Raw genomic sequence first — 21,179 nt, forward strand, 5'->3', positions numbered from 1 at the left:
TTGCCAAGCACAATTAGACCACTGTTGAGTAATCGACAGTGGCTTTTTTGCGTTTATTGTAGACTGTGGAAAACTTGTGGATAAACTTTTGAATTTGCAGAAAAGTTACGCACATGTGGATAGATGATTGAGAGAAAAATAATCCCTAAATAGTGTGGATTAAATACATATTTATATGGATCTGTCAACAAAAAACCTAAGTAATACACGGGTTGCTGTGGATATAGCGAGAATTATGTGGATAGAGCTATTGATAAGTGGATAACTATTTTAACTTGGATAGGACAAGATTTCAAGACTATTTTTAAACCTGCATAGAGCTGTGGATAACTGAAAATAAAGTTATAAATAATGCAATAGATTAGCGCACAATTGACGCTCTTGTTATACTTATCCTAAAAGTAATTTTATAAAGGATGAGGTGAGTTTGTGGTAATAAGACAGTTACGTTCAGAAGAATTTGATGCGAGCATGAACTTGTCAGAATATGCTTTTCAGTACAAGCTTCCTAGTGAAAAAAGGGCAAGTGCAAAGGAAAGATTCAAGGCTGAACAGGTATGGGGTGCTTTTGAGGATGGAACATTGGAAGCTAAATTGACGATTATTCCTCTCCAAGTCTACATACAGGGCAGAGTGGTACCTATGGGTGGTATAGCAGGAGTAGCTACATGGCCAGAGAACCGCAGACAAGGGCATGTGGCAAATCTTTTGTCTCATGCGCTGCATACGATGAATGAGGCAGGTCAAACGCTCTCTTTTCTACACCCGTTCCTGATTCCGTTTTATCGTAAATTTGGCTGGGAGGTTTATTGTGAATATAAGAAATACTCTATTCCAGTAGCGAAGTTTCCCAAAAAGGTTGAAGTTGAGGGCAAGGTTAAACGGGACATCAAAGATATCGAAGTATTGGATAGCCTATACAATCGATTCGCTGTTAGTTATAACGGGACACTTAAGCGCGATTTGGACTGGTGGGAGAACTCTGTTCTAGAAGATGAAGGAAAGAGTGCAGTATTTTACTCCAAGAGTGGTGAACCAGAGGGATATGTGCTGTATAAGATAGAGAACAGAGAACTGGTCATTGATGAATTTGTTTTTTTGAATGAACAAGCTCGGCAGGGGCTGTGGACATTTCTTGCGAACCATGATTCGATGGTGACCGGTGCATCCTTAAAGCTGGTGCCTTCGGATGACATGTTACCCTTCTTGCTGCCAGATCCACGTATAGAACAAGAGAATTATCCTTATTTTATGGGGCGGATTGTTAATGTCAAGTCATTCATTGAAACATACGCCTTCAGAGGAAACAGTAGTCAAAAGAAGCAGCTTATATATATCGAAGATAAGTATGCACCTTGGAATGATGGATTGTGGGCATGGAACATCTCTAATGAGGGATCGGCTACTTTGACACGAGTGGAAGGGGAACGGGCGGAAGCAGACTTAAACTGTGATATAGGCACATTGACGGCCTTGATGCTTGGATACAAACGACCAACAGAGATGGCTCGTTATGGAAGTGTCTCTGGCCACGCAGCAGCAGTGGAATGGTTTGAAGAAATTATTCCACAAGCACAGACAGCTTTATTTGATCATTTTTAAAATATAAGAAAGCATAAGTTCAACGCTATACATTATCGTTATATTTCTCGCATAAACGCTTATCGTCCTAATAAGGACAACGAAGACGTTTATTCTTGACAAAAATTAGGCTCTCCCCTTCGAAAGAAGTTGGGAGAGTTCTTTATTTCCGAATACATTCGCTGAAAAAAGTGAAAAATAAGAGAATCCACTTGGAATTAGCACAGAATATGTTATAATATTAAAAAGTCAAAGAAAGTCAAAGTCAACGAAGCTTAATGACAGCGATCCGATCCTTTGAACGCGTGGGATTATCCACAAATGTTTAAGTTCAATTAAAGACCATTGTCATTATGAATGCAAGTTGCAATCGGTATTATAAAGATTCAAGCACTGGAGGATGAGTGATGCGCAATATCTCTGATATTATCGAACAATATCTGAAGAATATTTTGCATGAAAGTCCCGAAGGTACGGTGGAAATCCAGCGAAATGACCTGGCGGACCAGTTCTCATGCGTACCGTCACAGATCAATTATGTCATCAGTACACGCTTTACTCTGGAAAAAGGTTATGTGGTGGAAAGTAAGCGGGGTGGCGGGGGATATATTCGTATTCAACGTTTTGAATTACCACCAAACGTGGCACTGCATGCCCATTTAAACCATACTATAGGTGGCGGGATTGATCAGAACGCTGCTGAAGGGCTGATTTATCAGCTGGAGGAAGCTGGTTTTCTAAGTAAGCGTGAAGCGTGCCTTATGCGCGCTGCTGTTTCTCGGGAATGCCTAACGGTTAAGATTCCATACCGGGATGAGATTCGTGCCAAGATTATGAAGGCGATGTTAATCTCTTTGTTAGGCAAATAATTGTCAACCATAAGGGAGGGGCTTTCGCTTATGCAATGCCAGGAATGTGGCGTCAAGCCGGCAACACTCCACTTCACTAAGATCGTGAATGGAGAGAAGACAGAGTTTCATATCTGCGAGAGCTGTGCACGGGAGAAGGGTGAACTCATTCCCGGAACGGCTGGAGGATTCTCTATCCACAGTCTGCTCTCAGGTCTGCTTGATCTTGAAGGTGCCGGCAAGGAGAAGTCGGCTGCAACGAAGACTACGCAGAGTCTGCAGTGTGAGAATTGTGGGATGACGTACTCCCAGTTTAGCAAATTAGGCCGTTTTGGCTGTAGCTCCTGTTATGAGTATTTTAACAGTGCACTGGACCCGCTTTTTAAGCGAGTGCATGGCAGTACTTCACATGTAGGTAAGATTCCGAAACGTGCAGGAGCTCAGATTGTATTTAGACGCCAAATTGATGAACTCAAGCAGGAATTACAGCAAAGTATTACACAAGAGGAATTCGAGAAAGCAGCGGAGCTGCGAGATCAGATTCGTAAACTTGAAAAAGAAATAGCACAAGAGTAAAGTCTTTGATATATAGGGGGGATATGACATGTCAAGTCTCCGATTTACTGAACAAGCGCTTAGTGATTGGATGCGTTCTGGAGGTAGTCACTCCGAGATTGTAATTAGCAGTCGTATGCGTATTGCCCGTAATCTAGAGCATCTTCCGTTCCCAATGCTGGCTTCCTTAGAGCAATCGGAAGAAGTGTTAGAGCTACTGGCTCCTGTGTTTCATGAGGAAGCAGCTGCAGATTTCGGATCTTTTCAACTCCTAAAGCTTGATGAAGTGAATGAACTGGACAAAAAGGTACTGGTTGAGAAGCATCTAATCAGTCCTAACTTGGCTAATGATTCGCGCAGTGCGGCTGTCTTATTAAATGAAGATGAGTCGGTCAGCATCATGATTAACGAAGAGGACCATCTGCGAATCCAATGTCTGTTTCCTGGTCTTCAGGTCAGAGAAGCATGGGAACGTGCGACGGCGATTGATGATATATTCGAGGCAGCTGTCAATTACGCTTTTGATGATAAAAGGGGATATTTGACTAGTTGCCCCACCAATGTGGGTACTGGGCTTCGTGCCTCGGTAATGCTGCATCTGCCAGCGCTTGTAATGACTCATCAGATCAACCGCATATTGTCTGCAGTGAACCAAGTGGGATTGACTGTAAGAGGAATTTACGGTGAGGGTAGCGAAGCAGTAGGGAACATCTTTCAAATTTCTAATCAGATCACTCTCGGTCAAACGGAAAGTGAAATTATAGAGAACCTTCACAGTGTAGTTACCCAGATTATAGAGCATGAGCGAAATGCACGTGAACGGTTGCTTGTTGATTCCGCGTTGAGAATAACAGACCGAGTGAAGCGTTCTTACGGAATCTTATGTTATGCAGCTCTTATGGAGCTTAAAGAATCTGCTCAACGCCTGTCTGATGTGAGACTTGGAGTTGACCTTGGCATTCTGGAAGGCCTTTCGATTTCAGTGCTTAATGAACTTAACGTTAAGACACAGCCAGGATTTCTGCAGAAGATGTTCGGCGATGAGCTGAACGCCACTGAACGAGATATGTATCGGGCAAAACTGCTCCGAGAGACATTGGGAACACAACATTAATATAGATATTTACTATTCATGGAGGTGCAGGAGATATGATGTTTGGAAGATTTACGGAACGCGCACAAAAAGTGCTAGCGCTGGCGCAGGAAGAAGCTGTTCGTTTAGGACACAACAATATTGGTACAGAACATATTTTGCTCGGACTTATTCGTGAAGGAGACGGCATTGCTGCTAAGGCATTAATAGCTTTAGGGCTAGGTCTTGAAAAAATCCAGGACGAAGTGGAGACATTGATTGGCAGAGGTCAAGAACAGCCTACGAACATTGCTTATACTCCTCGCGCTAAAAAAGTGATTGAGCTGTCGATGGACGAAGCCCGCAAATTGGGTCATACGTATGTTGGCACTGAGCATATTTTGCTTGGACTTATCCGTGAAGGGGAAGGTGTCGCGGCTCGTGTGCTTAATAACCTCGGCATCAGCTTGAACAAAGCTCGTCAACAAGTGCTTCAGCTCCTGGGAAGCAGCGAGGCTGCCTCTAGTCATAGCGGGACTCCGGCTAACGTCAGCACACCGACCCTAGATGGTCTTGCGCGCGATTTGACCGCTTATGCTAAGGAAGGCAATCTAGACCCAGTTATCGGCCGTAGTAAGGAAATTGAACGTGTTATTCAGGTACTGAGTCGCCGGACTAAGAATAACCCGGTACTGATCGGTGAACCTGGTGTTGGTAAAACAGCTATCGCTGAAGGACTTGCACAAAAGATTATCAATAATGAAATCCCAGAAACACTTCGCGACAAACGCGTCATGACGCTCGACATGGGCTCAGTAGTGGCTGGAACAAAATATCGCGGTGAGTTTGAAGACCGCCTCAAGAAAATTATGGATGAGATTCGCCAAGCAGGTAATATCGTGCTCTTTATCGATGAGCTTCATACGCTAATCGGTGCTGGTGGCGCGGAAGGTGCGATTGACGCATCTAACATTCTGAAACCGGCGTTAGCCCGTGGAGAACTTCAGTGCATTGGTGCGACTACGCTTGACGAATATCGTAAATATATTGAAAAAGATGCAGCACTCGAGCGACGTTTCCAACCGATCACGGTGGATCAGCCGTCTCCTGAGGAAGCGGTCCAAATTCTTTTCGGACTTCGCGACCGTTATGAAGCGCATCACCGTGTGAAGATTACGGATGAAGCTATTGTGGAAGCAGTGAAGTTGTCCGACCGTTACATCCCGGACCGTTTCTTGCCAGATAAAGCGATTGACCTTATCGATGAAGCAGGATCTAAAGTAAGGCTTCATTCTTACACCATCCCGCCAAATCTGAAGGAACTTGAAATGCGCTTGGATGATATCCGCAAGGAGAAGGATTCCGCAGTGCAGAGTCAAGAGTTTGAAAAAGCGGCGGCCTTGCGTGATACAGAGCAAAAAATCCGTGAAGAACTCGATACGACAAAGAATCAATGGAAAGAAAAACAGGGTCGCACGGATTCAGAGGTTACACCTGAAGACATTGCACAGGTTGTAGCTAGCTGGACGGGTATACCTGTAAGCAAGCTGAAGGAAGAGGAGACCGACCGTCTACTTAACATGGAGGCTTTACTGCATGAACGAGTGATCGGTCAGGACGAAGCTGTTAAGGCAGTTAGCCGGGCACTGCGCCGTGCGCGTGCGGGTCTTAAAGATCCGAAACGCCCAATGGGTTCCTTTATCTTCCTCGGTCCTACAGGTGTAGGTAAAACTGAGTTGGCTCGTGCATTGGCTGAAGCCATGTTCGGCGATGAGAATGCGGTCATCCGTATTGATATGTCGGAATACATGGAGAAGCACTCCACGTCCCGCTTAGTCGGAGCTCCTCCTGGATATGTTGGCTATGAAGAAGGCGGCCAATTAACCGAGAAGGTACGCCGTAAACCTTATTCTGTAGTGCTGCTTGATGAAATTGAAAAAGCGCACCCAGAAGTATTCAACATTTTGCTGCAAGTACTTGAAGATGGTCGATTAACTGACTCTAAAGGACGGGTAGTCGATTTCCGTAATACATTAATTATTCTGACTTCTAACGTAGGCGCACAAGCGATCAAGAAGAATTCGACACTTGGATTCACAGCTGTGCAAGATGCTGGAGCAGAATACGGTAATATGAAGGGCAAGGTTATGGAAGAGCTGAAGAAGAGCTTCCGTCCAGAGTTCTTGAACCGGATTGACGAAATCATCGTCTTCCACTCCCTTGATGAGAAGCATATTGCTGAAATCGTTACGTTGATGTCTGATGAGCTGCGCAAGCGACTGCGTGAATATGATGTTGATTTCGTACTCACGGATGCGGCGAAGGCTTTCCTGGCTAAGGAAGGCTACGACCCAGCCTTTGGTGCACGTCCATTGCGTCGTGCGATTCAGAAGCATATTGAAGACCGTCTTTCCGAGGAATTGCTCCGAGGAAATATCCAAAAGGGTGATTCGCTCAACATTGATGAAGTTGGCGGAGAACTTGTAGTGAATAAAGTGGATGCTCCTGTAGCGCCATTGCTTGAAAAAGAAGTAGAATCCGAATAAAAAAATGGAATAAAAAAAGCTTCCGCTCCTCAGTTTATAGAGGGGCGGAAGCTTTTTTAATATAAATTTATCACTTAAAAATATACATTTAGTACAAATTCCGAATGACCTTTCGTTAAAGGGGCAGAAATGGTAAACTTTCATTAGAAGAAAATATCCGCAATTTAAAAGTTCGGAACCGTAAGGAGAACAAATGGCTAAACCAAAAACTAAATTTTTCTGCACCGACTGTGGATACGAATCACCAAAATGGTTCGGAAAATGTCCCGGGTGCCAAGCTTGGAACTCCATGGTGGAGGAAACAGAAAGCGTAGTCAAAACACAGGGAATGAATGCCCCTATTTTTCATAGTAAAGAAAAGGCACAATCGATCATAAGTATAGAAAGTGACAAGGAACCGCGCATACTGACAGGTATAGGTGAGCTTAACCGTGTTCTCGGTGGGGGGATCGTGCCAGGATCGCTGGTACTAGTAGGGGGAGACCCAGGAATCGGTAAATCTACGCTCTTATTACAGACGTCGCATGCTCTGACAACTCAGGGATTGCGAGTACTGTACATTTCGGGCGAAGAATCGGTAAGGCAAACTAAGCTGCGTGCGGATCGCCTCGGGGCGTTGTCAGCTGAGCTATATGTACTATGTGAGACGAATATGGAAAGCATAGAAGAAGCGATTGAACAAATTCAGCCGCAATTTCTTGTTATCGATTCGATTCAGACTGTATTTATGCCAGAAGTAACTAGTGCGCCAGGCAGTGTGACCCAGGTTCGGGAATGTACGACAAGATTTATGCGTATCGCTAAGATTCGGGGAATTGCTACAGTTCTCGTTGGGCATGTCACTAAGGAAGGCGCTATTGCAGGCCCACGGATGCTTGAACATATGGTGGATTGTGTGCTGTATTTTGAGGGAGAGCGGCATCATACGTATAGACTCCTGCGGGCTGTAAAGAACCGCTTCGGTTCAACGAATGAAATCGGCATTTTCGAAATGGGTGAAGTGGGTCTAACCGAAGTAGAAAATCCATCAGAGCTCTTTTTGTCGGAGCGTCCACTCGGCGTAGCCGGATCTACAGTTGTGGCCAGTATGGAAGGGACTAGACCGGTGCTTGTTGAGCTTCAGGCTCTTGTCGCTGCCACTCATTTCCCCTCCCCTCGCCGGATGTGCACAGGTATGGATCACCAGCGGATGGCACTCATTATCGCTGTACTGGAGAAGCGGATGGGCATGTTCCTGCAAAATCAGGATGCTTACCTTAATGTAGCTGGAGGAGTAAAGCTGGATGAACCGGCAATTGATTTAGCAGTAGCTATTAGTATCGCTTCCAGCTTTCGTGATATTTCAACAAAACCTTACGATGTTTTCTTCGGTGAAGTAGGACTTACAGGTGAAGTAAGAGGTGTTTCGCGCGCGGAAATGCGTGTGAAGGAGGCCGCGAAGCTAGGCTTCCGGCGGGTGATCATGCCAGAGAAAAGTTTGAAAGGCTGGAAGCACCCGCAAGATATCCAGATTATTGGCGTCAGTACCGTAGCAGATGCACTATCGGTCGCGTTAGATTAGGGGGCACAGGGATTATGAAAGAATATAACCAATTAGAGAATATGAATGATCTGCTCAGACTGGCGGCACCGGGGACACCCTTTCGGGAAGGTCTTGAGAATGTGCTGCGCGCTAAGACGGGAGCACTAATCGTCGTTGGATATAGTCCTGAGGTGATGGAGGTAGTGGATGGGGGATTCTCCATTAACTGCGATTTTTCGCCCAATTATTTATATGAGCTTGCCAAAATGGACGGTGCCATTATTCTTAGTGAGGATTTGAAACGCATTTTGTATGCAAATACACAGCTAATTCCGGATTCGTCCATCTCTTCCATCGAGACAGGCATTCGTCACCGGACCGCCGAGCGCGTAGCGAAGCAAACAGGTAAACTGGTGGTTTCTATTTCACAGCGCCGCAATATCATTACCCTGTATCAAGGTTCCATTCGGTATGCGTTAAAAGAAATCGGAGCTATCTTGGCTAAAGCTAATCAAGCGATTCAGACCCTCGAAAAGTACAAAGCGGTTCTTACACAAGGACTGACGAATTTGTCTGCTTCGGAGTATGAGGGAATCGTAACCGTGGCCGAAGTGGTCGGAGTGATTCAGCGGGTAGAGATGGTTTTACGCATAAAAATGGAGATTAAACGATATATAAATGAACTAGGCAACGAAGGGCGCTTAATCAGCATGCAGATGGAAGAACTGGTTGGAAATACAGAGGAAGAAGCATGGCTCCTATACAGAGACTATGCTAAGGAAGAGCAAGAAGATAAAATTCGTGAAATTATTGCCGGTCTCAAACGTATTAGTGATGATGACCTAATGGATGACAACCATATTGCTCGATTGTTGGGCTACTCTTCTACGGCAATTTCTTCTGAAGAGGTGGTTACTCCGCGTGGATATCGCCTGCTTAATAAGATTCCGCGGCTTCCAAATGTGATCATTCATAATCTGGTGGAGCGGTTTGAAATGCTGCCTAATTTGATGTCTGCAAGCATAGCTGAACTGGATGAAGTGGACGGAATTGGGGAGGTGCGGGCTCGTAATATTCAGGATGGGCTCAAACGTTTACAGAAGCAAGTTCTTATTGACAGGCAAATGTAAATAACATACAATCACGTAATATTGGAGCTGTTTAAGGCCAATGTGAGAAAATTGAGGTGAAGAAATGATACAAAAATCAATTCCGAGTCTTTTTACCATAGGTAACTTGATGCTCGGAATGTTTGGTATCATGATGGCTTTTGACGGTAAAGTTAGCATGGCCGCTATCATGGTTATTATTGCTATGCTGTTAGACGGATTAGATGGCCGAGTTGCTCGTGCACTTAAATGTGAGAGTGAATTTGGTAAGGAACTGGACTCTTTGTCTGATGTCGTTTCTTTTGGAGTAGCACCTGCTGTTATTATGTACGTCTCAAGCCTGCATGATTTAAATTCTGCATTAGCCTGGACAGTAACTGCAATTTTCCCGGTGTTTGGTGCATTGCGCCTAGCTCGCTTTAATGTTCATCCAGGAGTTCCTGGTTATTTCATCGGATTGCCAATTCCTGCTGCTGGTGGTGTACTTGCCACATTAGCTCTTTTTAATAAAGATGTTTCCGCTCCATTTATGATCGTGGCTACATTGCTTTTATCATATTTGATGGTCAGCACTGTTAAATATCCTAATTTTAAGAAGGTTGGATTACCTAAAAAAGTGGTTGTCGGAGCGCCAGTAGTCATTGTTGTTGCGGTGGCTGTTGCTGTTGTGTTCCCTGAACAAATTGCTAAGCTAATCTTCGTCTTACTTGGGATTTACGCGTTATATGGTTTTAAACAAAACATTGATCGATTGACAGCCAGACGCCGTCACCGTCGTAGAAGACGTTCTGAAGATAAAGTGTATCACTCGAAGAACGGTTAAGGCAGTCTTGTAGTAAGGTTGAACTAATATAATTATAGCTAGAGGCTTTGTCGTCCTTAGGGGATGGCAAAGCCTTTTTGCAATTCCAGCGCTATCCCAAGTTTATCGTCTTGAAAATTGGAACATACTGGTGAGGTATTGATCATTTAAGGATGAATAAAAAGGAGGTGCGTTAGGTTATGTGGAAAAAAGTGATATTGTCTTTTGCTTTAATATGTGGTGCTTGGTCTGGTTTTTCGCTATACCATGCGCTTGAAAGAGGATTCCCTAAGGGGATGGAAAAGCTGAGTGAAAGTTTACCTGTAGAGGGAAGCATTTTGTTTACGGTGCTGGGTGCCATTATTTTTTTGTTTGCGGGGTCTTTATGCGCGGAATGGGGAGGTTCAAAACTGCGGGAGGCGGTTCTGTACTGTTCGCGTATACCAATGAATGAATTAGCTGCAGGTGCAGCTGGGCTTACAGGGGGGCTTTTGCTATCTCTTCTGTTATATCCTGCAATGATTTGGCTTGGAAAAGCTGGGCAGTTGCTGCAGGTACCCGTTACGTTAGCTTTTGGATATATGGGGCTGCGGATCGGTCTGGAGAAAAAAGAGGAACTAGCTGCACTTTGGACAACTGGACGCTGGGGGCAAGCGGCTGAGCCGGAAGGTCGTGGGCTGGAGGAACATAAAATCCTCGATACAAGCGTTATTATTGATGGTCGGATCGCTGATATTTGCAAAACCGGATTTATTGAAGGAACGATTGTCATACCGGAATTTGTGCTTGAGGAACTCCAGCATATCGCAGATTCTTCGGATCTACTGAAACGGAATCGCGGACGGCGGGGACTTGATATTCTCAATAAAATCCAAAAAGAGCTCGATGTGAAGGTGTTAATCTACGAGGGAGATTTTGAAGAAATCTCTGAGGTGGATAGTAAGCTGGTGAAGTTAGCGAAGGTACTGCGAGGTAAAGTAGTTACTAATGACTTCAACTTGAATAAGGTTTGCGAATTACAGGGAGTCTCAGTCCTGAATATTAATGATCTTGCGAATGCCGTGAAGCCCGTAGTGTTGCCTGGTGAGGAAATCGTAGTTCAGGTCATTAAGGATGGTAAAGAGCATGGACAAGGGGTAGCCTATTTAGACGATGGAACAATGATCGTTGTGGAAGGCGGACGGGAATACATCGGAACCACGATGGAGGTTCTCGTCACGAGTGTGCTTCAAACTTCAGCTGGACGGATGATATTTGCGAAGCCAAAGCTGCTGGAAAAAGCACAATAGGCGTAGATAAAGTGCACGGCAAATGTCCTATGGGTTGGAAATGCCCGCCAAACACGTTATGATGGGAATATACGTGAAAGACAGGAGCCTGAGTAATGTCAAACAGTGTGGGCGTCGTCATTGTGGCGGCAGGCAGAGGAACGCGAATGGGGACTGTAGAGAGCAAGCAATATCTGTTACTACAGGGTAAACCAGTAATCGTTCATACGCTGGAAGTATTTCAGCAGCATGACTTGATTTCCGAAATCGTGCTCGTAACCGGTAAGGAAGATATTGATCGTTGCCGGGAATGGATACAGCTCTATAAGCTGGACAAGGTTAAGGCTATAGTGGCTGGTGGATCTGAGCGTCAGCATTCCGTACATAAAGGATTGTTGAAACTTACGACACAGTGGGTAATGGTACATGATGGTGTTCGTCCGTTTGTGCAGCCGAATGAAATTGAGGCATGTTACGAGCGAGCGAAGCAGATCGGCGCTTCAGTTCTTGCTGTACCCGTCAAAGATACGATCAAACAGGTAGATAACGAAGGTAGAGTACTGTCTACGCCGGATCGGCGAAGTCTGTGGGCGATTCAAACCCCGCAGACTTTTCGTCTTTCTGAATTGCTGGATGCCTATGCGGCCGCGGAGCGGGATGGATTTCTAGGTACTGATGATTCCAGCTTGGCAGAGCGTGCTAGTATTCCGGTTTCTGTGGTAGAGGGAAGCTACAGAAATATTAAGATTACGACGCCAGATGATTTGGATTTTGCAGAATTCACAGAAAGAAACAGGGGAGAGGGACAATCATGATCGCTGTAGGACAAGGATTTGATGTACATCAACTGGTTGAGGGAAGGCCTTGTATTATTGGAGGCGTTACGATTCCTTATGAAAAAGGATTAGTAGGACATTCCGATGCTGATGTGCTGCTGCACGCAGTAAGTGACGCGATTCTAGGCGCACTAGGGCTTGGTGATATTGGCAGACATTTTCCGGACACAGATCCAGCGTTTAAGGACGCGGATAGCTTGAAATTATTAGAACAAGTGTGGGCACTTGCTAGCGAGCGAGGGTATAAGCTTGGGAATATCGATTCAACGATTATTGCCCAAAAACCAAAGATGGCGCCGTACATTCCACAAATGACGGAGATTATCGCTCGTGCGCTTCACGCGGACCCGTCCAAGGTGAACGTTAAAGCTACGACTACTGAACAGCTTGGTTTTGCCGGTCGTGGCGAAGGAATTGCCGCACAATCTATTGTCTGTCTACTCCAAGATGTGATATCATCTTGAGATGGTCTAAGTAGCAAATCTAAGTTTTAACCATATGAAGCGGAGGGAATATAATGACGGATCAAGTCCGGGTGCGTTATGCACCGAGCCCTACGGGACATTTACATATAGGTAACGCCAGAACGGCGCTGTTTAACTATCTGTTCGCCCGTAATCAAGGCGGTAAGTTCATCATCAGAATTGAAGATACAGACGTGAAGCGCAATGTCGCAGGCGGCGAAGAGAGCCAGCTTAAGTATTTGAAATGGCTAGGCATGGATTGGGATGAGAGTGTTGATGTTGGCGGAGAGTACGGACCTTACCGCCAGACTGAACGTCTTGACCTATATCGTGTATATTGGCAGGATTTGCTGGATAAAGGTTTGGCTTACCGCTGCTACTGCACAGAGGAAGAACTGGAAGCAGAACGTGAAGAACAGACTGCACGTGGAGAAACCCCTCGATATTCCGGCAAACACCGTGATTTGACGGAAGAACAACGCCTTGCCTTTGAAGCTGAGGGACGAGTAGCTAGCATTCGCTTCCGTGTACCAGAAGATCGTACGTACACGTTCGATGATATCGTAAAAGGTACTATTTCTTTTGATACGAAAGAAATGGGTGATTTTGTTATCGTGAAGAAGGACGGAATTCCGACCTATAACTTTGCGGTAGCTGTTGATGATTATTTGATGGCTATCACCCATGTACTACGTGGGGAAGATCATATTTCCAACACACCACGTCAGCTTATGATCTATGAGGCTCTTGGTTGGAACCCCCCAATATTTGGTCATATGACACTGATTGTCGGTGACAACCATAAGAAACTTAGCAAGCGGGATCAATCTGTAATTACATTTATTGAGCAATATGATGAATTGGGTTACTTGCCTGAGGCTTTGGTTAACTTCATTTCTCTACTGGGCTGGTCGCCAGAGGGAGAAGAGGAGATCTTCAGTAAAGAAGAACTTATTTCTATTTTTGATGCGGACCGTTTGTCCAAAAGTCCGGCTGTATTCGATAAGCACAAGCTGGCGCATCTAAATAATCACTATATTAAGCATGCTGATCCTAAACGGATCTCGGCATTAGCGATTCCACATCTGCAAAAAGCGGGAAAAATACCGGCTGAGCTGAATGATGAGCAGCAGGCATGGGCAGAAAGCCTTGTAGCACTGTATCAAGAGCAGATGACCTCTGCCTCCGATATCGTAGAGCTATCTGAACTATTCTTCCGCAGCCATTTGGAGTTAGAAACAGAAGCGGCGCAGGTTCTGGCGGAAAGCCAAGTGCCTGAAGTTTTGTCTGCTTTTCTAGCTAAGGTTGAAGCTTGTCAGGATTTCAGCGCTAGTAATATGGCTGTACTGATCAAGGAAGTGCAGAAAGAAACAGGGCACAAAGGCAAAGCGCTCTTTATGCCGATACGTGTGGCTTTAACCGGACAAACGCACGGACGTGATCTTAATATAACGATTGCTTTGCTCGGCCAAAACCGTGTCATCGAACGTTTGAAATCACAAATTAAAGGAGCTTAAGGTAGTATTACTTATCATTAAGCCTCTTGTCAGTCCCTTAGCTTTTACGCTAAGATAGAACCATATGATAATAGCTGTGATCAGGAGAAGTACGTCCATAAAGGCAATTGCCAGAGAGAATAACCGAGAAAGGGATACCCTTTCGGGCTGGGAGTTATTCATTTGTCCGGGGCAGAACATGCGCCTGTGAGCTGCACGGTTGAACGATCCTAAAGGCTCGTTAGATCGCGCCGGGTACATCGCCGTTAATGATGCCAAGTGGAACGAAGGAACTCTGCCGATGGTAACAACAGCAGTCTGTTTGATTCGTTCAAGCAGAGTGGAACCGCGGTTAAACGTCTCTGCAGCTTTATGCTGCAGGGGCTTTTTTTGTTTCGGGGTATCTTTTCTAATATAACAAACCAAGCAAACACCCACAGCATATGTATGATAAGAATGATGGATTGGAGACAATACCTTCCTTGTGTACCTGTAAACAGGAGATGGGGGAGTCAAGAAGAGAGGAACCGTGATGTTTAAGCATATTAAGTCGGACATTCGGGCGGTATTTGATAACGATCCCGCAGCCCGCAGCTGGTTCGAGGTTGTCTTCACATATGCAGGGTTGCACGCCATTTGGGGTCACCGGATTGCCCATTCTTTTTTCAAACGCCGCTGGTATACAATGGCCCGTATGGTCTCACAGTTTAGTAGATTTATGACCGGTGTTGAAATCCATCCCGGAGCTGTCATCGGAAATAGGCTGTTTATCGACCATGGTATGGGGATTGTTATTGGAGAAACCTGTGAAATCGGTGATGATGTTATTATCTATCAAGGGGTTACACTCGGGGGGACAGGGAAAGAAAAAGGTAAGCGCCATCCCACAGTTGGCAACAATGTAGTTATTGGTTCTGGTGCGAAGGTATTAGGATCGTTTCGTATCGGTGACAATTCAAATATAGGTTCGAATGCGGTTGTACTGCGTGAAGTCCCAAATAATAGTACGGTAGTAGGAAATCCGGGCCGTGTAGTAAAACGTAACGGTGAACGTGTATCCGATCGCTTGGATCATACCAAGATGCCAGACCCGCTTGTAGATTCACTTCGATTTCTGCAAAAAGAGATCGAAGAGATCAGAGAGAAGCTTGGCGGAGAAGATAAGCAAAAGACCGCGCAGCGGCTAGTCGAAACTCAGCAGTACATTGGTGATTACGAAATTTAAGCATATCCGGTACTTAAGGAATCGGGACAAAAGAAAGGGTTGGAATAGGATGGCTTTACAAATTTACAACACAATGACACGCAGTAAGGAGCAGTTTGTGCCTCAAGAGTCGGGCAAGGTGAAAATGTATGTATGTGGTCCAACCGTTTACGGATATATGCATATCGGAAATGCTAGGCCTATTATTGTCTTTGATATGGTCCGGAATTATTTGGAGCAACTCGGCAATGAGGTACGGTATGTTACGAACTTCACAGATGTAGATGATAAACTGATACGCAAAGCAGAAGAAATGAACACTTCCGTAGCAGAGGTTGCTGAGATTTTCATTAATGCTTATCGTGAGGATCTTGAAGGGCTTGGAGTAAAGCCGGCAACATTGAATCCGCGGGTAACAGAAAGCATGGAGCTGATCATTGAATTCATTAAAGAGCTTGAGGAAAAAGGGTATGCCTACGAGAGTGGTGGCGATGTATACTACCGCACTTCCAAATTTGAAGACTACGGTAAACTGTCCCGTCAGAATCTGGATGAATTACAGTTTGGTATTCGCGTGGAGGTAGACTCACGGAAAGAGAAACCTGAGGACTTTGTGCTGTGGAAAGCAGCAAAACCAGGTGAAGTGTACTGGCAGAGCCCATGGGGAAATGGACGCCCTGGCTGGCATATTGAATGCTCGGCCATGGCAAGAGAGTTCTTGGGGGATACGATGGACATCCACGGGGGTGGACAAGATTTGCAGTTCCCGCATCATGAATGCGAATGCGCTCAGACAGAAGCTCTGACGGGTAAGCCACTCTCTAATTACTGGATGCACAATGGATTTATCAACATCGGTGATGAAAAAATGTCGAAATCATTGGGTAACGGTTGGCTTGTGAAAGATATCCGTGGGCAATTTAAAGCTGGGACTATTCGTTATTTCATGCTGTCGACCCATTATCGTAATCCGTTGAACTTCTCGGTGGATTCAATGACTTCAGCTGAAAAGAGCGTAGAACGTATCTCACTTGCAGAAAGTAACGTTAAGCATCGTCTTGAACTTGCTGCTGAAGGTGCTCAGGGTGAGGTCAGCTTAGAGATTAATGATAAGTTATCTGCTATTGTGGCCAATTTTCATGCTAGAATGCAGGATGACTTTAATACCCCTGATGCGATTACCGCTATGTTTGATTGGGTGAGTCTTGCAAACCATACCCTTGCGAATAGTGAAGCAGCCCCTGCTGATTTTGCTGCGCTGCTGCAAGCTTTTGGGGAAATGAATGCTGTGCTGCGTTTGACACCTGAGCATGAAGAAGAAGAGATCGCGAGTGAAGAAGTTGAAAGATTGATCGCGGAGCGGGTTGAAGCGCGTAAGAATAAGAATTGGAGCCGGTCCGATGAGATTCGTGATGAATTAGGGCGCTTGGGCATATTGCTTGAGGATACTCCGCAAGGAATGCGGTGGCGGCGTAAATGAGTGAGGAACGCAAGTTTCAGAACGGGTGGTTTCCTTACGAGCCTTCCAAACCTGCGCGACTCCTCTCGCCAATTGTGCTTGCCTATGTAGGAGATGCCATTTACGAAGTGTCAGTTCGCCAGTATTTAGTATCTCTTCCGAATTTGCGCCCAAACCATTTGCATCGCTCTGCTACAGGACTTGTATCCGCTAAGGCGCAGAGTGCAATACTTGGATTTTTGGAGTCAAGTCTCACAGAAGAGGAAAAAGATGTCGCCCGTCAGGGGAGAAATGCTAAATCGGGAAGTATTCCTAAGAATGCAGATGTGCTTGAATACCGTCATGCTACTGCTTTTGAGTGTCTGATAGGTTACTTATACTACACAGGTCAACAGGAGAGAATACAAGAAATTGTGAACAGTGGCATACAGTTTATGTTGAAACAGCCTTGATAAGGCTTTTGCGAAATAGAGAATAGGAGAAGTGAACATGGAAGAAGATTTGAAGACAGAAGAGGAAATATTGGCTGGGAAGCATTCAGTGCTTGAGGCCCTTCGTGCAGGTCGTACCTTAAATAAAATATGGATTGCAGAAACGGCCCAGAAGCATCTGACCGCACCAATCGTCGCTGAAGCACGTAAAGCGGGGATTGTCATTCAGCATGTGGACAAGCGTAAGCTGGATCAACTTGCGCCTGGAGTTCAACATCAGGGGGTAGTTGCTCAAGCGGCACCTTTTGCCTATGTCGAGGTAGATGATCTGCTGGCTGCAGCTGAAGCCAAAGGAGAACCTGCATTCTTGATTTTACTGGATGAGATTGAAGATCCGCATAACCTGGGATCCATTCTGCGGACAGCAGATTGTACTGGAGTGCATGGAGTAATCGTACCTAAACGCCGTTCGGCTCAGATTACTGCTACCGTCTCCAAAACATCAGCAGGTGCCGTGGAATATGTTCCGGTTGCGCGGGTCACTAACCTAGGTCAGACCATTGATCGTCTGAAAGAGCAGGGAGTCTGGGTAGTAGGTACGGATGTGGATACAGATCAGAATCTGTTTGGATCCAATATTTTCACAGGACCGGTAGCTGTTGTAATCGGTAATGAGAATAAAGGAATGGGACGCTTGATTCGTGAAAAATGTGATGTATTACTTAAGCTGCCGATGGCCGGAAAAATCAATTCATTAAATGCCTCTGTCGCCGCAGGAGTCATTATGTATGAAGTGGTACGCCTTCGGCAACAGCAGGGATAACTATGGCCGACTGGCGCGATGTGCTGCTTGTGGACGGGTACAATATGATCGGTGGCTGGCCGGAACTTGCGGCACTGTCCCAGATTGGTATGCAGGAAGCACGCGACCGCTTAATGGATTTGCTGGCGGATTACCAAGCTTACTCAGGACGAAGAGTGATTGCAGTTTTTGATGCATACCGTGTTCCAGGGTTAGGAAGGTCATTTGTCCAGGGTAAGGTTCAGGTGTATTTCACCAAGGAAAAAGAAACCGCAGATGAATGCATTGAGCGACTGGTTGGGGAATTTAGCAATCGGCGCCGGCAGATCTATGTAGCTACTAGTGATCTTATAGAGCAGCATATTATTTTTGCTCAAGGTGCATTGCGAATTTCTGCAAGGGAGCTACACCTGGAAATTGAGGAGAACCAGAAGCAAGTTAAAAAAGCTATTGAACCTGGTAGCATCAGTTCTACACGTCATTCCTTAGAAGATAAGCTGCCTCCTGATGTGCGTAGTAAATTGGAAAAATGGCGTAGGCAGTGACAAGTGGGAAGATTTAGGTGATATTTTTATTCCATTTTATGCTATTGCAGATTGATTTTGGACAAATCCGGTTGACGGTGTAAGGTAACATAATATATACTGATCCTATATTTCGCGAAGTAACGATGTGTCTTGCGTTGCAGCCGGGGGGATTCTTGGTGAGTGTCGACCTCAAGGAAATAATGCTGTCCGAGTATGATTTCATAAGTGATGAAGATATTGTCGAGGCTTTCCGTGGTGGCGACAGTGGCGCATTGGAACACTTAATTAATAAATACCGTAATTTTGTACGTGCTAAAGCCCGCTCTTATTTCTTGATCGGGGCAGATCGTGAAGATATTGTTCAAGAAGGAATGATTGGTCTCTATAAGGCTATTCGTGACTTTAAAGGTGACAAGCTCTCTTCATTCAAGGCTTTTGCTGAGCTCTGCATAACACGTCAGATTATAACCGCTATTAAGACGGCCACTCGTCAGAAGCATATTCCGCTTAATTCTTATGTTTCTCTGGACAAGCCCATTTATGATGAAGATTCCGACCGGACGCTTATGGATGTCATTTGTGGAACTCAGGTACTAGATCCAGAAGAGCTAATTATCAATCAAGAAGAATTCATTGGACTTGAAGATAAGATGGCAGAGATTTTAAGTGACCTAGAGCGTAAGGTTCTGATGTTGTATTTAGACGGACGATCTTATCAGGAAATTGCTGAAGATCTTAAGCGACATGTGAAATCTATTGACAACGCTTTACAACGAGTAAAGCGGAAATTAGAAAGATATCTAGAAGTGCGTGACAATTAATGATATAATGAACACAAGAGGGCTCGTACATCGAGTTCTTTTTTTTAGTCTCATGAAATTGCTTAGATAGAATTAGGAGCTAACACCATAAAATTCTATTTGAGTCGATTTTAGTTGTTGCCGTTGAGGGTAGGTTTATACACAGTCGGAATGCCCCATAATGATAAGGAAGACAGCGAAGTGTGAGGAAGAGATAGACCCAAGGACAGGGTACGGCCATATGACTATAACACCCGAAATTACCCAGTGCAGAACGGAATTCTTTCGTTGACACAGACCTTGACATTATGCTAAAGTGTTTTAGGTAGGCCTAAATTCGCGGCTTTTTTTAGGATCAATATTTACGTCTTCTAATTGTATTGTTAGAAGGACGTCTCGGGAGGTGCACATCATGCGGGTAATTATCACTTTGGCTTGTACAAGTTGCAAACAAAGAAACTATGCGACTACCAAAAACAAGCGAAATCACCCCGACCGCATGGAGATGAAGAAATTTTGCAAGTATTGTAACTCGCAAACTCCTCATCGCGAAACCAGATAGTCTGTGGAGGTGTAGTCGGCATGAAACGTAGTTTCAAGTCTATGTTTTCCTTTTTCACTGAGAGCTGGAGTGAACTCAAAAAAGTTCGCTGGCCAAGTCGTAAAGAATTGACCAACTATACATTGATCGTTCTCGGTACAATTGTAGTTGTCGCTATTTACTTCTGGGTTCTGGACATCGGTATTTCCGCTGTGATTGAAGCGATTATTTAGAGAGGTCCCAGGTGGCTTGATATGGAAAAAAGATGGTATGTCGTTCATACCTATTCTGGGTATGAGAATAAGGTCAAAGCCAATTTGGAAAAGCGCGTTGAGTCCATGGGCATGGAAGACAAAATATTCCGCGTTCTTGTTCCTATGGAAGAAGAAATTGTAAACAAAGACGGTAAGAAAAAAACCGTTATGCGTAAAGTTTACCCGGGTTATGTTTTGGTGGAAATGGTTCAGACTGATGATTCCTGGTATGTTGTCCGCAATACTCCGGGCGTTACTGGATTTGTTGGTTCGACAGGCTCAGGGTCTAAACCAACAGCTTTGCTTCCGGAAGAGGTAGAACAAATTCTGAAGCATATGGGCATGGTTGAACCTAAAGCGAAGATTGATTTCGAAATCAAGGAATCCGTACGTATTATGGTTGGTCCGTTTGCGAATTTTGTGGGATCCGTGGAAGAAATTTTGGCTGACAAGAGCAAGATCAAAGTGCATGTGAACATGTTTGGACGGGAAACCCCGCTAGAGTTGGATTTCACTCAAGTGGAGAAAATATAACATAAGCTAAGGGTTTCTTGTGGGAGAGCGCCAATGGCGTTCGAAGACCACTATTTTTGCAAGGAGGTGTCACTCATGGCTAAAAAAGTTATTAAAATGGTGAAACTGCAGATTCCTGCAGGGAAAGCGAATCCAGCGCCTCCAGTAGGTCCGGCGTTAGGTCAAGCAGGTGTCAACATCATGGCATTCTGTAAGGAATTTAATGCTCGTACTGCCGACCAGGCTGGCTTGATCATTCCGGTTGAAATTACAGTATTTGAAGACCGTTCCTTTACGTTCATCACTAAAACTCCTCCGGCTGCTGTTCTGCTTCGCATCGCTGCTAAAGTAGAAAAAGGATCCGGCGAACCAAACAAGAAAAAAGTAGCAAAAATCGGCCGCGCTGCGGTTCGTGAAATTGCTGAAACAAAAATGCCTGACCTTAACGCTGCATCTGTAGAAGCTGCAATGCGTATGGTTGAAGGTACTGCTCGCAGTATGGGCATCACAATCGAAGACTAGTAGTTTTCGAAGGATCGGTCATTCGTG

General features: G+C 45.0%; 22 protein-coding genes. All 22 read left to right on the forward strand.

Going from position 1 to position 21,179, the window contains the following annotated elements:
- Positions 1 to 429 precede the first annotated feature (429 nt).
- On the forward strand, positions 430 to 1,602 hold the full coding sequence (locus CA600_RS17975; protein WP_094871858.1) for a GNAT family N-acetyltransferase: 1,173 nt from the start codon (positions 430 to 432) through the stop codon (positions 1,600 to 1,602).
- A 386-nt stretch (positions 1,603 to 1,988) separates the two neighbouring features.
- Complete coding sequence (locus CA600_RS17980; RefSeq protein ID WP_042131251.1) at positions 1,989 to 2,450, forward strand: CtsR family transcriptional regulator; 462 nt, start codon at positions 1,989 to 1,991, stop codon at positions 2,448 to 2,450.
- Between the two features lie 30 nt (positions 2,451 to 2,480).
- Positions 2,481 to 3,005, forward strand: a complete 525-nt coding sequence (locus tag CA600_RS17985; protein ID WP_042192214.1) for a UvrB/UvrC motif-containing protein — start codon at positions 2,481 to 2,483, stop codon at positions 3,003 to 3,005.
- Between the two features lie 28 nt (positions 3,006 to 3,033).
- Positions 3,034 to 4,098: a protein arginine kinase gene (locus CA600_RS17990; protein WP_042131249.1), complete on the forward strand. Its 1,065-nt coding sequence runs from the start codon at positions 3,034 to 3,036 to the stop codon at positions 4,096 to 4,098.
- A 35-nt stretch (positions 4,099 to 4,133) separates the two neighbouring features.
- Positions 4,134 to 6,602 (forward strand): ATP-dependent protease ATP-binding subunit ClpC, encoded by a 2,469-nt coding sequence (gene clpC, locus CA600_RS17995; RefSeq protein WP_042131248.1) that lies wholly within the window; start codon positions 4,134 to 4,136, stop codon positions 6,600 to 6,602.
- Between the two features lie 193 nt (positions 6,603 to 6,795).
- On the forward strand, positions 6,796 to 8,163 hold the full coding sequence (gene radA, locus CA600_RS18000; protein ID WP_060625849.1) for a DNA repair protein RadA: 1,368 nt from the start codon (positions 6,796 to 6,798) through the stop codon (positions 8,161 to 8,163).
- 14 nt (positions 8,164 to 8,177) lie between these two features.
- Positions 8,178 to 9,254, forward strand: a complete 1,077-nt coding sequence (disA, locus tag CA600_RS18005; protein WP_042131246.1) for a DNA integrity scanning diadenylate cyclase DisA — start codon at positions 8,178 to 8,180, stop codon at positions 9,252 to 9,254.
- A gap of 64 nt (positions 9,255 to 9,318) precedes the next feature.
- Positions 9,319 to 10,056, forward strand: a complete 738-nt coding sequence (gene pssA / locus CA600_RS18010; protein WP_042192208.1) for a CDP-diacylglycerol--serine O-phosphatidyltransferase — start codon at positions 9,319 to 9,321, stop codon at positions 10,054 to 10,056.
- A gap of 179 nt (positions 10,057 to 10,235) precedes the next feature.
- Positions 10,236 to 11,324: a PIN/TRAM domain-containing protein gene (locus CA600_RS18015; protein WP_042131244.1), complete on the forward strand. Its 1,089-nt coding sequence runs from the start codon at positions 10,236 to 10,238 to the stop codon at positions 11,322 to 11,324.
- Positions 11,325 to 11,419: 95 nt separating this feature from the next.
- Complete coding sequence (gene ispD / locus CA600_RS18020; protein WP_094871860.1) at positions 11,420 to 12,118, forward strand: 2-C-methyl-D-erythritol 4-phosphate cytidylyltransferase; 699 nt, start codon at positions 11,420 to 11,422, stop codon at positions 12,116 to 12,118.
- Positions 12,115 to 12,603 (forward strand): 2-C-methyl-D-erythritol 2,4-cyclodiphosphate synthase, encoded by a 489-nt coding sequence (gene ispF / locus CA600_RS18025; protein ID WP_042192203.1) that lies wholly within the window; start codon positions 12,115 to 12,117, stop codon positions 12,601 to 12,603. The genes ispD and ispF overlap by 4 nt, the downstream gene beginning before the upstream one ends.
- A 53-nt stretch (positions 12,604 to 12,656) precedes the next feature.
- Positions 12,657 to 14,120 (forward strand): glutamate--tRNA ligase, encoded by a 1,464-nt coding sequence (gene gltX / locus CA600_RS18030; protein ID WP_094871861.1) that lies wholly within the window; start codon positions 12,657 to 12,659, stop codon positions 14,118 to 14,120.
- Between the two features lie 511 nt (positions 14,121 to 14,631).
- Positions 14,632 to 15,324, forward strand: a complete 693-nt coding sequence (gene cysE / locus CA600_RS18035) for a serine O-acetyltransferase (protein ID WP_094871863.1) — start codon at positions 14,632 to 14,634, stop codon at positions 15,322 to 15,324.
- Between the two features lie 49 nt (positions 15,325 to 15,373).
- A complete protein-coding gene (gene cysS, locus CA600_RS18040; protein ID WP_076286855.1) occupies positions 15,374 to 16,783 on the forward strand; it encodes a cysteine--tRNA ligase in 1,410 nt (469 codons plus the stop codon).
- On the forward strand, positions 16,780 to 17,214 hold the full coding sequence (locus CA600_RS18045) for a Mini-ribonuclease 3 (RefSeq protein WP_094871864.1): 435 nt from the start codon (positions 16,780 to 16,782) through the stop codon (positions 17,212 to 17,214). The genes cysS and CA600_RS18045 overlap by 4 nt, the downstream gene beginning before the upstream one ends.
- A 37-nt stretch (positions 17,215 to 17,251) precedes the next feature.
- The gene (gene rlmB / locus CA600_RS18050; protein ID WP_042131237.1) at positions 17,252 to 18,016 is read left to right on the forward strand and encodes a 23S rRNA (guanosine(2251)-2'-O)-methyltransferase RlmB; all 765 of its coding nucleotides are present in this window, start codon (positions 17,252 to 17,254) and stop codon (positions 18,014 to 18,016) included.
- Positions 18,017 to 18,018: 2 nt separating this feature from the next.
- On the forward strand, positions 18,019 to 18,540 hold the full coding sequence (locus CA600_RS18055; RefSeq protein ID WP_094871865.1) for an NYN domain-containing protein: 522 nt from the start codon (positions 18,019 to 18,021) through the stop codon (positions 18,538 to 18,540).
- Between the two features lie 158 nt (positions 18,541 to 18,698).
- Positions 18,699 to 19,343, forward strand: a complete 645-nt coding sequence (gene sigH / locus CA600_RS18060) for an RNA polymerase sporulation sigma factor SigH (RefSeq protein WP_036680496.1) — start codon at positions 18,699 to 18,701, stop codon at positions 19,341 to 19,343.
- Between the two features lie 391 nt (positions 19,344 to 19,734).
- Positions 19,735 to 19,884 (forward strand): 50S ribosomal protein L33, encoded by a 150-nt coding sequence (rpmG, locus tag CA600_RS18065; RefSeq protein ID WP_076099620.1) that lies wholly within the window; start codon positions 19,735 to 19,737, stop codon positions 19,882 to 19,884.
- Between the two features lie 20 nt (positions 19,885 to 19,904).
- The gene (gene secE / locus CA600_RS18070) at positions 19,905 to 20,096 is read left to right on the forward strand and encodes a preprotein translocase subunit SecE (RefSeq protein WP_036680497.1); all 192 of its coding nucleotides are present in this window, start codon (positions 19,905 to 19,907) and stop codon (positions 20,094 to 20,096) included.
- Positions 20,097 to 20,117: 21 nt separating this feature from the next.
- Positions 20,118 to 20,651 carry a transcription termination/antitermination protein NusG gene (nusG, locus tag CA600_RS18075; RefSeq protein WP_036680499.1) on the forward strand — a complete coding sequence of 178 codons (534 nt, stop codon included), beginning with the start codon at positions 20,118 to 20,120 and terminating at the stop codon, positions 20,649 to 20,651.
- 75 nt (positions 20,652 to 20,726) lie between these two features.
- Positions 20,727 to 21,152 (forward strand): 50S ribosomal protein L11, encoded by a 426-nt coding sequence (gene rplK / locus CA600_RS18080; protein WP_042131235.1) that lies wholly within the window; start codon positions 20,727 to 20,729, stop codon positions 21,150 to 21,152.
- Positions 21,153 to 21,179: the final 27 nt, after the last annotated feature.

The organism is Paenibacillus sp. VTT E-133280, assembly GCF_002264385.1.
Taxonomy (GTDB): domain Bacteria; phylum Bacillota; class Bacilli; order Paenibacillales; family Paenibacillaceae; genus Paenibacillus_AQ; species Paenibacillus_AQ nitricinens.